General features: G+C 57.4%; 16 protein-coding genes and 1 pseudogene. 3 read left to right on the forward strand and 14 right to left on the reverse strand.

What is annotated here, in order from left to right:
- The first annotated feature begins 38 nt into the window (after window positions 1-38).
- The gene (locus tag OVA03_RS07230) at window positions 39-533 is read left to right on the forward strand and encodes an Hsp20 family protein (RefSeq protein ID WP_267527454.1); all 495 of its coding nucleotides are present in this window, start codon (window positions 39-41) and stop codon (window positions 531-533) included.
- A gap of 390 nt (window positions 534-923) precedes the next feature.
- Here OVA03_RS07230 and OVA03_RS07235 read toward each other — a convergent pair whose 3' ends face one another.
- The 9 genes from OVA03_RS07235 to murC form a co-directional block, all read right to left on the reverse strand.
- Window positions 924-1,265 (reverse strand): VOC family protein, encoded by a 342-nt coding sequence (locus OVA03_RS07235; RefSeq protein WP_267527455.1) that lies wholly within the window; start codon window positions 1,263-1,265, stop codon window positions 924-926.
- Window positions 1,266-1,307: 42 nt separating this feature from the next.
- The gene (locus OVA03_RS07240; protein WP_267527456.1) at window positions 1,308-2,075 is read right to left on the reverse strand and encodes a helix-turn-helix transcriptional regulator; all 768 of its coding nucleotides are present in this window, start codon (window positions 2,073-2,075) and stop codon (window positions 1,308-1,310) included.
- 97 nt (window positions 2,076-2,172) lie between these two features.
- Window positions 2,173-3,426, reverse strand: coding sequence for a pentapeptide repeat-containing protein (locus OVA03_RS07245; protein ID WP_267527457.1), 1,254 nt, complete (start codon window positions 3,424-3,426; stop codon window positions 2,173-2,175).
- Between the two features lie 57 nt (window positions 3,427-3,483).
- Window positions 3,484-4,113, reverse strand: a complete 630-nt coding sequence (locus OVA03_RS07250) for a bifunctional diaminohydroxyphosphoribosylaminopyrimidine deaminase/5-amino-6-(5-phosphoribosylamino)uracil reductase RibD (RefSeq protein ID WP_267527458.1) — start codon at window positions 4,111-4,113, stop codon at window positions 3,484-3,486.
- A gap of 3 nt (window positions 4,114-4,116) precedes the next feature.
- Window positions 4,117-4,842: a 2,3-diphosphoglycerate-dependent phosphoglycerate mutase gene (gene gpmA / locus OVA03_RS07255; RefSeq protein WP_267527459.1), complete on the reverse strand. Its 726-nt coding sequence runs from the start codon at window positions 4,840-4,842 to the stop codon at window positions 4,117-4,119.
- Window positions 4,843-5,012: 170 nt separating this feature from the next.
- The gene (folP, locus tag OVA03_RS07260; RefSeq protein ID WP_267527460.1) at window positions 5,013-5,843 is read right to left on the reverse strand and encodes a dihydropteroate synthase; all 831 of its coding nucleotides are present in this window, start codon (window positions 5,841-5,843) and stop codon (window positions 5,013-5,015) included.
- A 137-nt stretch (window positions 5,844-5,980) separates the two neighbouring features.
- On the reverse strand, window positions 5,981-6,874 hold the full coding sequence (gene murB / locus OVA03_RS07265; RefSeq protein ID WP_267527461.1) for a UDP-N-acetylmuramate dehydrogenase: 894 nt from the start codon (window positions 6,872-6,874) through the stop codon (window positions 5,981-5,983).
- Entirely contained in the window at window positions 6,871-7,341 is a 471-nt protein-coding gene (locus tag OVA03_RS07270; RefSeq protein ID WP_267527462.1) for a hypothetical protein, read from the reverse strand. The genes murB and OVA03_RS07270 overlap by 4 nt, the downstream gene beginning before the upstream one ends.
- Entirely contained in the window at window positions 7,338-8,762 is a 1,425-nt protein-coding gene (gene murC / locus OVA03_RS07275; RefSeq protein ID WP_267527463.1) for a UDP-N-acetylmuramate--L-alanine ligase, read from the reverse strand. Before murC ends, OVA03_RS07270 begins: the two co-directional genes overlap by 4 nt.
- Before the next feature lie 163 nt (window positions 8,763-8,925).
- Between murC and OVA03_RS07280 the strand changes: the two genes are divergently transcribed.
- A complete protein-coding gene (locus OVA03_RS07280; protein WP_267527464.1) occupies window positions 8,926-9,177 on the forward strand; it encodes a type II toxin-antitoxin system ParD family antitoxin in 252 nt (83 codons plus the stop codon).
- Window positions 9,178-9,258: 81 nt separating this feature from the next.
- Window positions 9,259-9,453: pseudogene (locus OVA03_RS17040) on the forward strand (type II toxin-antitoxin system RelE/ParE family toxin); the annotation flags it as partial.
- A 1-nt stretch (window position 9,454) separates the two neighbouring features.
- Here the strand turns inward: OVA03_RS17040 and OVA03_RS07285 are convergent.
- From OVA03_RS07285 to mraY, 5 genes are all read right to left on the reverse strand, one after another.
- On the reverse strand, window positions 9,455-10,561 hold the full coding sequence (locus OVA03_RS07285; protein WP_267527465.1) for an AI-2E family transporter: 1,107 nt from the start codon (window positions 10,559-10,561) through the stop codon (window positions 9,455-9,457).
- A 61-nt stretch (window positions 10,562-10,622) separates the two neighbouring features.
- A complete protein-coding gene (murG, locus tag OVA03_RS07290) occupies window positions 10,623-11,738 on the reverse strand; it encodes an undecaprenyldiphospho-muramoylpentapeptide beta-N-acetylglucosaminyltransferase (RefSeq protein ID WP_267527466.1) in 1,116 nt (371 codons plus the stop codon).
- A 45-nt stretch (window positions 11,739-11,783) separates the two neighbouring features.
- Complete coding sequence (locus OVA03_RS07295) at window positions 11,784-12,947, reverse strand: FtsW/RodA/SpoVE family cell cycle protein (protein ID WP_267527467.1); 1,164 nt, start codon at window positions 12,945-12,947, stop codon at window positions 11,784-11,786.
- A 126-nt stretch (window positions 12,948-13,073) separates the two neighbouring features.
- Window positions 13,074-14,489 carry a UDP-N-acetylmuramoyl-L-alanine--D-glutamate ligase gene (gene murD / locus OVA03_RS07300; RefSeq protein ID WP_267527468.1) on the reverse strand — a complete coding sequence of 472 codons (1,416 nt, stop codon included), beginning with the start codon at window positions 14,487-14,489 and terminating at the stop codon, window positions 13,074-13,076.
- Between the two features lie 10 nt (window positions 14,490-14,499).
- The gene (gene mraY, locus OVA03_RS07305; protein WP_267527469.1) at window positions 14,500-15,612 is read right to left on the reverse strand and encodes a phospho-N-acetylmuramoyl-pentapeptide-transferase; all 1,113 of its coding nucleotides are present in this window, start codon (window positions 15,610-15,612) and stop codon (window positions 14,500-14,502) included.
- Window positions 15,613-15,618: the final 6 nt, after the last annotated feature.

Raw genomic sequence — 15,618 nt, forward strand, 5'->3', positions numbered from 1 at the left:
CCGCTGAGGTCTCGCTTTAGATTAAGGAGCCACTGACTATGCGTACTCAAATCGATTTTTCCCCCCTCTATCGTTCGGCCGTCGGTTTTGACCGTTTGGTGGGCCTGCTCGACAGTGCCGCCCGTTACGACACGACCCCCGGCTGGCCACCCTATAACATCGAGCGCGTCTCAAAGCGCGACGATGAGGCTGGCACGCTTGATTCCTACCGTATCGAAGTGGCCGTGGCCGGTTTCCGTCCGGATCAACTGGCCCTTGAGGTCAAGGACAATGTCCTGACCGTATCGGGCCGTAAGGACGAAGACACAACAGAGCGCACCTTCCTGCATCGTGGTCTGGCCGAGCGTAACTTTGAGCGCCGCTTCCAGCTTGCCGATCACGTCAAGGTGACGGAAGCTGAATTGGCCAATGGCCTGTTATCGATTACACTGACCCTCGAAGTCCCTGAAGCCAAAAAGGCCAAGCAGATCGCGATTAAATCGTCCGCTCAAACCTCTGGCAACGCCCCGCAGGTACTCGAAGCGGCTGAGTAACGAGCGCATTGGCTACGCCGAACTTCGTTTCCAAAAAGTGTGAAGCGGTTTTTGGAATCAAATGCGCGTCAAACATTAGTATTTATAGTTTGAGTTGCGTCAGGTCACCAGACCGGCCTCTCTCCGGTTTGGTGGCCGCGCCAAAAGTTTCTGACATTCCCCACGTCGTCCCCCGACGATTAAGTTTGCCAATAACTTTTGGCACCAAGGGGATGGCATGATCTGCCATTCCCAAGGCTGGCTTTAGGCTGGCCTGACGGAGGGCGCACCGCCGCTAACGGTTGCGCCCTCCGTTTATCGTGTTCGTTGTTTTCTTCCCTTAGTCCCCTAACCTTCATAACCTTGCGGCCTTTACCGGCGGCAGGGTTTCTTTTTGTCAGATCGCATCTGTCAGGCGGCTTCGGCCTTATAGAGGCACAATACCCGCAACCGGTGACCGTCGGGGTCAAGGGCCACAAACCCTAAACCAAAGCCCAGATCAGTCGGAATTTGCGGCAAGCGCACACAGGCATCCCATAGACGCTCATAGGTGCGCACGATCATATCCGCATCGGTCATGACGATGTCGATCTGACGCGTCGCCGCCGAACCTGGCACCAGTTCCAACCGCATGTCGTTCGTGACAAAAACGGCATGATCCGCGGAATGGCTGGCGGCCTCACACCCCAGCAAAGCGGCATAAAAACGGGCACTTAGGCCCACATCGCACACCTGTAATCTGACCGGTTCCATGACTTTTGCCCCTCATATTGAACAGAGCGAACCTAACCAAACCTAATGCCAGCTTTTGTCAGCAGGTTCAGCTTCGCGCGCCTGACCGCGCCCCTCGCCGCGACTATCCCACTTCGCCTGCGCGCAGGCTTCTTCCTCACGCCAGTCCTTGAGCAGCGACAACCGACGCCGTGGATAGCGTTCCGTGGCCACTGTCAGGCTTTGTATACGGTCAGAGCGAAAATGCCGGAAATTGCTGCGCGTTTCGCACCACGCCACCAGCACGCGCGCCCGCTCCCAGAACCCCAGCGCCACCGGCCAGATGACCCGATTGGTCACCACCTCATTGACGTCGCTGTAAAGAATGTCGAGTTTGCGTTCATGGCGCATGGCCTGCCGGATGAGGGCCAGATGCTTATCTTCCTGCTCGGACGGGGCCAGTTCCTTCCAGTTCGAGACCATCAGTCCCGATGTTTGCAGACCGTCGCGGACATCTTCGGGCAGGACCGCGGAAATCTTGGCCAGAGCGTTGGTGGCGGCGGCACTTAAGGATTTATCGACCCGGCCCGCGACCCACTGCGCCCCCAGCGCCAGCGCCTCGATCTCCTCCAGCGACAGCATCAGCGGCGGCAACATAAACCCGGGCCGCAGCACAAAACCGACCCCGGCTTCGGCTTCGATATCGGCCCCCTGCGCGCGCAGTTCGCCCATGTCACGGTAAAGGGTGCGCAAGGAAATACGCAGTTCCTGCGCCAGAAACTCCCCCGATACCGGATAGCGGTGCCTGCGCAAAATTTGCAGCAGATCAAAAAGCCTTTGCGTGCGCGACATGGGAAAATTCCTGAATAGCCGCGTCTGTTTTACCGCATTTAAATGAGAACAAAAGCAGAATTTTTTCAAAAAATGCTGATACTTTTCGCCTGCCGTTTTATTCCGCGATTTTCCCGCGCAGGCCCATGCAGGTGACATTCTCCAGCGCCTCAAGCTTGAGCTGCGCGCCCTCCATATTGGAGCGCGAAATATCGGCCCCATCCAGCTTTGCCATACGCAGGTCGGCATGGGTGAAATTGACATTGCGCATCCGCCCGTCCGACAAATCCGCCGGCATATAGCGGTCCCTGGCGATCATCAGCGCGCCCAGTTTTGCCCCTTCGAGATTGGCCCCGTCCATACGCACCTTGGTCATGCGGGCCCCGCGCAGGTCAGCACCGGAAAGGTCGCAGTTACGCATATCCGCCCCATCAAGCTGCGAGCCCTGAAGCTGAATGCCGCGCATATCCAGCCCGTAAAACACCGCCCCCTTGGCCGAAAGCGCCGCCAGATTAAAGCCCTTGATAGACTTAAGCCCGCGCAGGTCAGCCTTATCGAAGACCGACGGCGTGCCCTCTTTCCCGATCGTGCTGACCCATAAAGCGTGCTCGCGCAACATATTGCCATAGGGCAAATCGGTGATGTCCTGGCCCACCGGTTTGTCGGTCAGAACGCCGGTCATGTCGGTTTGAGACACCCGCCACATGTCGGTCTTGGCCCCGATCAGCACGGCATCTTTCAGCGACGCACCGCTGACATCGGCTCCGGATAGGTTGGCCCCTTCCAGGTCGACATTGTCCATGATCGCCTGCTTCAGGTTCGCCCGCGACAGGTTACACGACTTCATGATGGCGTCGGTGAAATCGGCCTTCATGGCCTGAATGCCGGTCAGCTTGGAACGCTCAAGATTAGCCCCGCGCAGGTTGGCATAGGCGGCCTCAGACGCGCGTTCGGAAATTTCGCGGTAGACCAGCCCGGTTTTCTTGTCCGGCATGGCCATAGCGCCTTCGCGCAGGTCGGCCTCGAACATATCGACGCCTTCGAGATTGGCCCCACGCAGACAGGCCCCGCGCAGATCGACGCGCCGCAGGCTGGCACCCTTAAGGCAGGACAACTGAATATCGACGCAGTAAAGGTTTGAACCATCCAGCACCGCGCCGGTCAGGTCGCAATCGACCATGATGGCGCCGGTAAAATCAGCGTCTTTGAGAAGGCGATTTTTCAGAGACAGGCCCGACAGGTCACACCACGCCAGCTTAGCGCGCGCGCCACCGGGTACGCCCTTCATCAGCCGCTCATGTTTCAGGCAGACCTGATCCAGTTCCGCTTGAGTCATGCGGGTAAAGCTATAATCGGCCGCCGCAGCGCTCATACTCACGCCAACTTTCCTAAAAGTTTCAGGCGTTAAGCATAGGTAACAAGTCTTAACTTAGGCTTTAAAAGCGCTGTCTTCGGACAAATAGCCAAGCTCATGCAGCGCCTTTGCCACCTCAGTACCGGGGCGCACATAAAGGTTGCGGTAGCCTTTTAGCCCCAGCGCCGCCAGACCTTCTTCGTAGGAAATGCACGGGTCAGGTTCGTACTCGCCGTCAAAGCCAATGCCGTCAAGGCTTTCCGCGATACGCGGACGGCCGGTTTCCAGAAAATGCACGAAACCGGCAATCAGCGGATAGGCGTCTTCGTTCAACAGTCCGGCCTCGACCTCAACGCCAGCATTTTGCAGCCGGCGTACACCAGTGTGGGAGGCAAAGGGCGACGGATCGGGGCAGGCAAAGATGACCTTAGCGACGCCCGCCGCGACCAGTTTTTCAGAACACGACACGCCACCCGCCGATCTTTGTCCGCACGGTTCCAGCGTCACATAGGCGGTAGCGCCCGTGGCCTCAGCGCCCGCCTGTTCCAGCGCCATCTCTTCGGCATGGGGCCGCCCGCCGAGGCCGGTGAAGCCTTCGCCGATGACGGCACCGTCCCTGACGATGACGCAGCCGACCGCCGGATTGGGCCAGGTCGTCCCCGGCCGCGCCAGCGCCATCGCCCGGCGCATGTAGTCCTCGCCCATCACTTACGCTGACAACGCGCCTAAGACCGGCAGAGGATTGGCGCGGTCGACATCCAGATAGTGCGCCGACATTGGCCGCAGATTGTCATCCAGTTCGATCACCAGCGGATTACCGGTCGGCACTTCGACCTCAAGAATGGCCGCATCACCCAGATCGAACAACAGCTTGATAATGGCGCGGATCGAATTGCCGTGCGCGGCCACAAGGACGGTCTCACCGTTTTTCAGTTCCGGCACGATCGTGGCTTCCCAGAACGGCAACACGCGGTCGAGCGTGGTTTTCAGGCTTTCGGTCAGCGGCAATACTGAGCCCGCATAACGGCGGTCACCGGCGAAATCATAGTCGCTACCGGCTTCAAGTTCCGGCGGCGGCACATCATACGACCGGCGCCAGATCTTGACCCGATCTTCGCCGTGCAGGGCGGCCGTTTCGGCCTTATCAAGCCCGGTCAGACCGCCGTAGTGACGCTCATTCAGCCGCCAGTCCTTGATCACCGGCACATAGCTCTGACCCGCCGCATCGAGCGCCAGATTGCAGGTACGAATGGCGCGCGTCAGCACCGAGGTGAAGGCCAGATCAATATCGATGCCCTGCTCTTTGATCAGTTCACCGCCGCGCGTGGCCTGAGCCTCACCCTCAGCGGTCAGGTTGACATCAACCCAGCCGGTAAAGCGGTTTTCCAGATTCCACTGGCTTTGGCCGTGGCGCAGAAGGATAAGCTTGGGCATGGGTCACCTGTTCAAATATTGAGTTATCACAAGGCTATAAAAGCCCCCAAATAAGGACGCAAGGCTATTTCTTCACATCCTCAGAAAGCCTGTCTTTTGGATGAGATACTAGGCGTTTAGCGACGGCTGTATTGAATATACAGCCAAGCGACAACAACGACGTAGATCGCCTAAAGACAGGCTTTCCATAGACGAAGTGCTTGTTTCATCGCCTGAACGTCATGCACGCGAACCATTTTCGCACCCATTTCCAGGGCTTTCAAATGCACGGCGATGGTGCCGCCAGTGCGCTCATCGGCCGTTGAGGGACCCGCCCCTTCGCGTTCTTCGAGGGCGGCGATAAAGCGCTTACGCGACGCGGCCATCAGCAGCGGAAAGCCATGCGCGGCCAACCGGCCTGTCGCGCGGATCAAACTCAGGTTATGATCGAGCGTCTTGCCAAAGCCGATGCCGGGATCGAGCCAGATACGTTCGCGCTTAACCCCTGCGGCCATCGCCGCTTCGGCGCGGGCCAAAAGATAGGCTTCGACTTCCGCCACCACATCATCGTAGCGCGGCTCAGACTGCATGGTTTGGGGGTCGCCCTTCATATGCATCAGGATGACATCGCAGTTTAATTCCGCAGCGGTCTTAAGACTGCCCTCGCCTTCCAGGGCACGGATATCGTTCCAGATGGTGGCCCCAGCGGCCACAGCGGCGTGGGCGACTTCGGGTTTAAAGGTGTCGATGCTAATGGGCACGTCACAGTCCCTACTCAGCCCCTCGATCACCGGCACAACACGGGCAATTTCATCAGCCACACTGACCGGAATGGCCCCCGGACGGGTGGACTCGCCGCCGATATCGAGCACATCGGCCCCCGCTTCGATCAGGGCTTGAGCCTGTTCTATAGCCGACGCATGCAGAAAAAACCGCCCGCCGTCGGAAAAGCTGTCGGGTGTTACATTGACCACCCCCATGATCAGGGGGCCGGATTGGTCGTTTAAATCACTGAGCGTCATGTTTACCCCACCACCATCTGCGCTGACGCTTGATGATTCCCCTCCCCTCCAAGAGGGGAGGTTCTTAAGACTAGAACTCCCCCTCTTGGAGGGGGAGCTTGATGACAATAGCTATATTGGCATCAAGAGGGGGTAAATCACTTTCTGCCGACCCGCTTGATTTCCCAGTTAAGATCAACACCGAACTTGTCTTTGACCTCGGCGCGGACAGTGTCGCCCAGACCTTCGAGGTCAGCGGCGGTGGCTTCACCCGTATTGATCAAAAAGTTGGAATGCAGTTCTGAGAACTTGGCACCGCCGAACAGCTTCCCGCGCCAGCCCGCCTCATCGACCAGCTTCCACGCCGAATGGCCTTCCGGGTTTTTAAACGTAGACCCTCCGGTCTTTTCGCGGATGGGCTGGGTCGTTTCGCGCCGGGCGGTGATTTCGTCCATGCGATCCATGACCGCCACCGGATCATCGGGCGTACCCTGATAAAGCGCACCCGTATAGATCAGGTTTTCCGGTATGGAATGCCGGTAAGTATAGCCCATGTCTGTGTTCGACAAGATCACCCGCTCACCGGCCCGCGTTAGGCCGTAAGCTTCGACCAGCACGTCCTTGGTTTCCGAGCCATAACAGCCCGCATTCATAACAATCGCCCCGCCGATCGTCCCCGGCACACCGGTGTAGAATTCCAGATCACCGATGCCGTTTTGGGCGGCCACCTTGGCGACCTGTTTATCGAGTGCTGCCGCTCCGGCATAGATGCGGTTATGGTCCATCGGACGGATGTCGGCAAAGCCCTTACCCAACCGAATGACCACGCCGTCCACCCCGCCGTCACGCACCAAAAGGTTGGAACCAACTCCGACCGTCATGACCGGCACAGCGGGATCAAGCGCCTTAAGGAAGGCTTCCAGATCAGCTTCGTCGGCCGGCAGAAAAATCACATCCGCGGGCCCGCCAACCCGAAACCAAGTGAATGGCGCCATGTCGGCATGGGTCATGATCCGTCCGCGAACGGCGGGGAGGTCAATTTTAATAGTCATTGGATCCCGAAATAAAAGTCAATTTCACGCCTTAAACCCATAGCATTCTTGATGGCACATCGCTCACTCCACGCAGGATCGAGCCTAGCCAATAGAGATTCTTGCAGTATCTGAATTTCACGTCGCTGCTTGATTGAATTTTTTGGGCGCTCAAACATGCTCCAAAGTGACCGCCATGCACTCATCGGCGGATAACGATCAAGCACCTCGTGATGAGCAAGTCGCTCGGTCATATCGACGAACACAACTTCCATAAACTCAGCAACATCTATCGACCGGAATACATCGTACGGAACGCCTTTTTCGGAAGCGGATAGAACATACTCAGTTCCATCTTTCGACATGTCGACGTACCAACCATGACCGCCATTTCTTTCACATTTTGGGATGAACGTCTCAGGTATATTAATCTGAGCCGCTAAAGTCCGCATTTCTATATAAAAGCGTTCAATCGAGGCCTTCGTCACTTTAGCGCATCCAGTTGCCCCGGCAGGGCATAGGCCCATTGCGTGATATCACCGGCGCCCAGCAGTACGACCAGATCGCCCGGTTTAGCTTCCGCCCGGATCAGGTCGGGCAAGGCGGCAGGGCTTTCCAGCGCAATAGCATTACGGTGACCAAAGCGGTGCAGTCCATCGACCAGCGCGTCCTTGGACACGCCCTCAATCGGCGCTTCACCGGCGCTATAGACATCAGCCACAATCACCGTATCGGCATCATGGAAGCAGCTTGAAAACTCGGCCATCAGGTCGCGCAGGCGGGTATAGCGGTGGGGCTGCACGACGGCGATAACGCGATTTGTGGTCACCTGACGGGCGGCTTTGAGCACGGCGGCGACCTCGACCGGATGGTGGCCGTAGTCATCAATGACGCGGATGCCGTCTTTGGTCACGCCGGTCGTTGTAAAGCGGCGCTTGACCCCGCCGAACCCACTCAGGCCCTTACGCACATCGGCCTCACTCACGCCCAACTCACGAGCCACAGCGATGGCCGCCGTGGCGTTGGAGACATTGTGGTTGCCGGTCATCGGCAGTTTCAGCTTTTCCCAAGTGAAGGGCTCAGCCTCGCGCGGGGTGAACACCACATCAAAGCACGCCCCGTCAGCGCTGAATTCAATATTGGCGCAGCGCACTTCGGCCTGCGGGCTTTCGCCGTAAGGGATCAGGCGGCGGTTATCAACCTTGGCCGCCAGGGCCTGCACTTCGGGATGGTCGATGCACACGGCCGCAAAGCCATAGAACGGGATGTTCTCCACGAAATCGACAAAGCCTTTTTTGACCGCTTCGAAATCGCCCCAGTGGTCGAGGTGTTCGGCGTCGATATTGGTGACGATGGCCAGGGTCGATTTCAGGCGCAGGAAGGAGCCGTCCGATTCATCGGCTTCGACCACGATCCAGTCGCCGTCCCCGACCTTGGCATTGGTGCCATAGGCGTTGATGATGCCGCCATTGACGACCGTGGGATCAAGCCCGCCGGCATCCAGAAGCGTGGCGACCATTGACGTTGTGGTGGTCTTGCCGTGGGTGCCGCCGACCGCGATCGAGAACTGCAAGCGCATCAATTCAGCCAGCATTTCGGCGCGGCGCACCTGCGGGATACGGCGTTTGCGGGCTTCCACCATCTCAGGGTTATCGGCCTTAACGGCGGTTGAATAGACCAGCGCGCAGACACCGTCCGTGACATGCTCCGGCGCGTGGCCGATGAAGATTTTCGCGCCCAGCTTTTCGAGGCGCTCGGTATTGGCAGAGGCCTTGGCGTCCGAGCCCTGCACGGCGTAGCCGATTTTCAGCATGATCTCAGCGATGCCGCTCATGCCGATGCCGCCGATGCCGACGAAGTGGACGGGGCCAAGGTCAAACGGGGTCGGGCGGAGCTTTGAAGCGGTCATGTAAGGCTTAACATCACTATTATGAATTGAAGGTGGGGTTTGCGTTTAAACCATAGCGCATGAGGTGTCACTTGGGATTTTTGGCCACCCCAATGATCGGAACAGGTAGGAACAGTTCGGAATATATGCTATGGTAAGGCGCAAAGAGTTGGGAGTTTTAGATATGGCCAAGATTTCAATTTCCATGACCGACGGCATGAACGACTATGTTCAGGCGCGCGTCAAGGCCGGTGAATATAACAACACGTCCGAATATTTCCGTGATCTGGTCCGGCGGGATCAGGATCGCCGGGACGCTCATGAAAAATTACGTGAGATGCTCGATCATGCCGAAGCCAGCGGTATAAGCCCGCGCACCCCGCAACAAATTATGGCTGATGTCAAAGAAAAGCTCAGAGCCGATGGCCGCATATAAATTAGCGGATGACACGGATATCGATTTCACCAGTATCTATCAATACTCACTCGAAACCTATGGTGAGCGGCAGCCGATAGCTACTCCCAAGCCCTCATAACCGGTTTTGAACTAATCGGTGCCAACCCTTTTATAGGTAGGGACATATCCACAATCAAACACGGTGCGCGCTGCCTTTTCCATGAACGGCACAGCATCTATTATCGTTTAGATGACAATGGCATCATTATTTTTCGCATTTTGAGTCAGGCGCAAGATCCGCTTTATCAGCTTTAATCTACTTTCTCAGGCCCTTTAAAAACCCGAAAATCCCCGGCATTTTACCGTCTTTGATGTCCGGATCCGCGCGGGAGGCGCTCAGCGGATCATCCAGCACCTTCCCCACATAGAGCTTAAGCACTAGCGTATAGATCACCACCGTCAGCGGCGTGGCAAACAATATACCCATTGGCCCCAGCAGCGTGCCAAACGCAATGACCGCAAACAGGGTCACAACGGTCGGAATCGAAGCCACATGTTTTTGCACCATGGGCGTAATCACATTGCTTTCCAATTGCGACACCCCGACATAGATCAGCAGCGCCCACAGAAACGTCGGCAGCCCCTCAGACCCCGCCAGCAACAGCCCCGGTCCGGCGGAGACGATAGGCCCTACAATCGGCACGAACTGCGCAAGGCCAGAAATAAGCCCCAGCGCCAGCGCCGACTCAACGCCGACAATCGACAAACCAATGGCGGTCAGCGACCCCACCAGCACCATCGAAAACGCCTGAGCCAGCAACCACATCTGAAGGGATTTACCGCTGTCGTTCAGGCATTCCTTGGTCAGGGCGCGTTGCGATTTCGGAAACAGCAGCACTATGCCATCACGGTAACTGCCGGGCCGCATGGCCAGAAATATACCGCCGACGATCGCCACCACCAGATTGGCCAAGGTTGCGAACACCTCACCCGCAATTTTCGGTGCCATAGAGATCAACTGACCAGCTTTTTGCCCCAGACTATCGATCTGTTCATGGACAAAGGTGCCCGTCGGCGTGCCATTAATCTGAACCTCAAGTCGGTCCCAGGCCGCCGGCATCTGCTGCCACAGATCCTCGATCTGGCGCGATATCTGCCAGCCAAAGAAATAAAAGGCCCCTGTCAGCCCCGCGATCAAAATCACCAGCGCCAGCAAAATGGATACAGGTTCCGGCACCTTAAGATAACGGATGAGCGGCTCGGATACCGCCCGCAAAATGACCGCGACGATGATAGCGCCAAAAATCAGTAGCCAGATGCTGACCAGCTTGAGCGCCAATGCGCTTAAGGCCACGATCAACAAAATGAACAGCACGCGCTGAATGAAACCGGCGGTCACGCCGTCGCTGTCATGTTTGAACATAGAATCCCCTAATCTTGCACGATAAAACTATCACGCAACGCATAAAGACGCGCTAATGAAATCAGGCCTTTTTCGTCACGGTGCGTTCGACCAAATCGGCTAACCGCTTGGCAGCGTCGGCGCGCGCGACGGATCGTGCGCACACCGCCATGCCTTTGAGGCGCACCGGCTGGTCAATCAGGGTCTTGATCGCCTCAGCCAGGGTTTCGGCATCGGCGTCGTCTTCATTGATGACAATCGCCCCTCCCGCCTCTTTCAGCACTTCGGCATTGAAAAACTGATGATTATCAGCCGCGATCTTGAGCGGGATCAGTACGGACGGTTTTCCGGCCACAGCCAACTCACAGCAGGTCGAGGCTCCGGCGCGTCCGATGACCAGATGGGCGCGCTCCAGCCGCTGCGCCATGTTGGTGAAAAACGGCGCGATGTCGGCTTCGATACCCGCTTCGGCATAGATGGCCTTGGCCTGATCGACCTGTTCGGCGCGGGTTTGCTGCTCGACACTCAAGAGAATGCGTAAAGATGCCGGCAGCAGGGCTAACGCCTGCGGCACGGTTTCGGACAGTATTTTCGCGCCTTGCGAGCCACCGGTGACCAGAATGCGGATTGGCTTGAAACTGTCCGGATAGGGTTTGTCAAAAAGGGCGCGAATGTCAGGCCGTACCGGATTGCCGACCACCTCAACCTTACCCGTCAGGGCCTCAGGGGCCATCTTCAAGGTCGGAAAAGCGCAGGCGACCGCATCGACGCGGGTCACCAGTTCACGGTTTGAGCGTCCCAGTACCGAATTTTGCTCATGAATAATCGTCGTATCCGAGCGAGTAATAGCGGCGATCAGCGCCGGATAGGACGGATAGCCGCCAAAGCCAATAACGGCATCAGGTTTTAGCCGCCCAAAGGCTTTGCAGGCCTGAAGCACGCCGGTGGCGATCTTGATCCCTGCGCGGATCATGCCGATGATATCGCCGCGTTTAAAGGTCGAAGCCTCCAGCGAGAGACGCTCAACAGCCGGAAAATGCTCGGCATAGGCCGCCCCGCGCGTATCGGACGCCAAAACAATCCGCCAGCCGCGATCAATCAATTCGCGCGCCAAGGCCTCGGCCGGAAACATATGGCCGCCGGTGCCGCCCGCTGCCACGACGGCGAGCTTGGAATCTTTTTGTTTTTGATCGGCCACAGTCACTACTTTCTTAACTTTACAAGGACATATGCCCTCACCGACCTACCACTTGGTCGGGTCTTTGTCGTCATTGACCGGTAATTCTCCCGACCGCTTACGCGTCAGGGCCAGAATAAAGCCCATAGTCAACCCCATGGCCAGCAAGGACGATCCGCCATAAGAAATAAACGGCAAGGTCATGCCCTTGGGAGGAATCACGCCCAAATTGACGCTGATATTAATGAATACCTGCGTCCCCAGCATGATGTAGAGACCTGATGTGGCGATTTGCCGGAACGGATCGCTCATTGACATGGACTTTATCAGGCCGCGAATAACGATAATCCCAAAGACCAAAATAATAGCCAGCGACCAGAACAGTCCGGCCTCTTCACCAATCACTGAATAGATAAAATCGGTATGCAGGTCGGGGATGAAGCGCTTTTGAGTGCCTTCGTTGATGCCCTGCCCCAACAAACCGCCATTGGAAATGGCCGACAGGCCCGCATTGACCTGATATTTGTCGCCGTCCGGGTTGATGAAGCCCATGATACGGTTACGAAAGTGCGGCTGCACAAAAAACAGGCCCACCAAGGCCGCCATGACACTGGCGCACAGCCCGACGATCCAGCGTACCGGAACGCCTGAGATAAAGAAACAGGCTCCGAACGCAATGGTAATCAGCAGGGATTGCCCCACATCCGGCTGAATGAGCAGCAACGCCACCGCCAGCACATAAAGGCAAAAGGCGATGGTCACCCCCGGAACGCCCTTGCCCTTTTGACCTTCGGCAAACATCCAGGCAATCAGGATTATCAAGGCGGGCTTAAGGAACTCAGACGGTTGCAGCTTAAAAAAGCCTAAGTTCAGCCAGCGCTGGCCGCCCTTAGAGGTATGGCCGATAAAGGGTAGCAGGATCATGATCAGGATCGAGACGCTGTAGATCGCCGCACTGACGCGCTTAACGCCTTTCAGCGATAACATGGAAATCACGATCATCACAGATATGGCTACTACCGCAAACAGGATATGGCGCTGGGTGAAATAGATCGGCGAATGGGCGCCGATCTTGGCCGCTGCCACCGGCGATGACGAGAACGAGAACAACAGCCCGACAATAATCAGCGATGCCACCATCACCATGGTGGCGCGATCAACCGTCCACCACCACATGGCCATCGGGCGGCGGTCGGTGCGGGAAAAAGCCTGAGCGAAACCGGTGGCCATGATCTCACCTGAAAATGACGGATTATGCATAAGCCATCAGGTGTAGAGGATGAGGGTTAACGGATGTTAACTGTGCTGAAATTTTTCTTAAAGGAACTCCCCCTCCAAGAGGGGGAGTTCTTATGGCTAGGACGCCGCCCCCGTAATAATCGACTTCGATATCTCGGCCACGGCCTCTTTGAAAGCATCGCCGCGTGCCTCGAAATCCGGAAACTGATCGAAGGACGCACACGCCGGCGACAAAAGCACGACCTCCGGTTTTCCGGTCTTTTCGGCCTCGGCATAGGCCTGAGCCACCGCCGTAAACAGGTGACGCGACTGAACGCAAGGCGTGGCTGACCCGATCGTTTTTTCAAACAGTTCCGCCGCTTCCCCGATCAGATAAGCCGCCTTCACGCGCGGGAACAGGTCAGACAGGCTCTCGATCCCGCCGGCCTTGGCGCGGCCACCGGCGATCCAGTAAAACTGATCATAGCTCGACATGGCCTGACGGGCCGCATCGGCATTGGTGGCTTTGGAATCGTTGACGAAACGCACCTTACCGATGCGGCCGACCTCCTGCATCCGGTGATCCAGGCCCGGAAACGATTTCAGCCCGGCCGCAATGACCTCGGCCGACAACCCCAGAGCTTTACAGGCACTATAGGCCGCGCAGGCGTTTTGCCAGTTGTGACGCCCGGTCAGCGACCGGGCCGTTTTCAGGTCGAACACCGCCTTGGCGCGGTCGGTTGTGGCGTCATAGATCATACCGTTTAGGGCATAGACCCCGCGCCCCAAGGTTCGGCGGGCGGAAATCGGGATCAGCTTGACCGACGGATGAGAATTCATCTCGGTCAGCACGCTTTGCGTCCACTGATCGTCGGCGCCGATCACGGCGGTCTCATCCGGCCCCTGATTTGCGAAAATGCGGAGTTTAGCCTTGATGTAGCCATCCATGTCGCCGTGGCGATCGAGATGATCCGGCGAAAAATTCATCAGCACCGACACGTCGGGCTTGAAGCTATGGGTCAGATCAAGCTGATAGCTGGATGTCTCGATCACATAGATGCTGCCCGGTTCCATAGCGGGCAGATCGAGCACACCGATGCCGATATTGCCGCCGACATGGACGTTTTTACCCGCAGATTTGAGGATATGACCGATCAGGGCCGTGGTCGTCGATTTGCCATTAGTACCGGTAATCGCAATGGTTTTCGGGCGCTTACGCTCCGGCAAGGCATTGAGGGTTCGGGCAAACAGTTCGATATCACCCAGCACCGGCACGTTTGCCGCATTTGCCGCCACCACCGACCAGTGCGGCTCAGGGTGGGTGAGCGGCACACCGGGGGACAGCAGCAGCGCATCAATCTCTGACCAGTCGGCAGATTTCAGGTTCTCAATCGTGAAGCCTTCTTTGGTAGCCGCCAGCATATTCTGGGGCTTATCGTCCCACAGCAACGGCTCCGCCCCACCGGCCTTTAGTGCGCGCGCGGCAGTTAGGCCTGAGCGCCCCAGACCGAAAATGGCAACGCGTTTGCCTTCAAAACCTTTGACAGGAATCACGAACCCGCTCCTATCGCAGTTTCAACGTGGCAAGGCCGATCATGGCCAAAAGTGCCGCAATGATCCAAAAACGGATAACGACCGTCGATTCCGCCCAGCCCAGCTTTTCAAAGTGGTGGTGGATCGGCGCCATCAGGAACACGCGCTTACCTGTCAGCTTGAAATAGCCGACCTGAATCATAACCGACAGGGCTTCCATCACAAACAGGCCACCGACAATAGCCAGCACAATCTCATGCTTGGTGGTCACCGCCACCGCGCCCAAGCCGCCGCCCAAAGCGAGTGATCCGGTGTCGCCCATGAAGATCTTGGCGGGCGGGGCGTTATACCACAAAAAGCCCATGCCACCGCCGATAATGGCCGCGCAGATCACCGCCACATCGCCGACGCGCGGCACGAAATGGACGTTAAGATAACCGGCAAACACATAGTTCCCGACGAGGTAGGAAATCAGCGCAAAGGCGCCTGCGGCAAAGATCACCGGCACGATAGCCAGGCCGTCCAGCCCATCGGTCAGGTTCACCGCATTGGACGCGCCGATAATGACCACAGCCCCAAACACGACGTAAAACCAGCCCAGATTGAGCAGGAAATTCTTGAACACCGGCACGGCCAGAGAGGTATGCAATTCCGGTGAGGTCGGGGACTGCGGCCCGAACGCAACCAAAACCCACACGGCAATGACAGCCACCACAGTTTGCGCAATCAGCTTTTGAATCGACGACAAACCCGCCGAAGACTGCTTGGTGACCTTGGCATAGTCGTCGATAAAGCCCAAGCCGCCGAAGGCCAGCGTCACCCCCAGCACCACCCAGACTGCCGGATTACTAAGGTCAGCCCACAGCAGGGTCGCCACTAAAATACCGGCCAGAATCATCAGCCCGCCCATGGTCGGCGTGCCTTTTTTGGTCAGCAGGTGCCCCGCGGGGCCGTCTTCACGGATCGGCTGGCCCTTACCCTGCTTTGAGCGCATCCAGCGGATGAAGCGCGACCCCAGCGCCACCGCCACGATCCATGAGGTCGCCAGCGCCAGTGCAATGCGCACCGTCAGATATTTCAGCAGGTTCAGCAGCGGAATATGGTTCGCCATCCCCGCATATTGTTCGTAAAGCCAGTAAAACATGAACCG

The organism is Asticcacaulis sp. SL142, assembly GCF_026625745.1.
GTDB lineage: Bacteria > Pseudomonadota > Alphaproteobacteria > Caulobacterales > Caulobacteraceae > Asticcacaulis.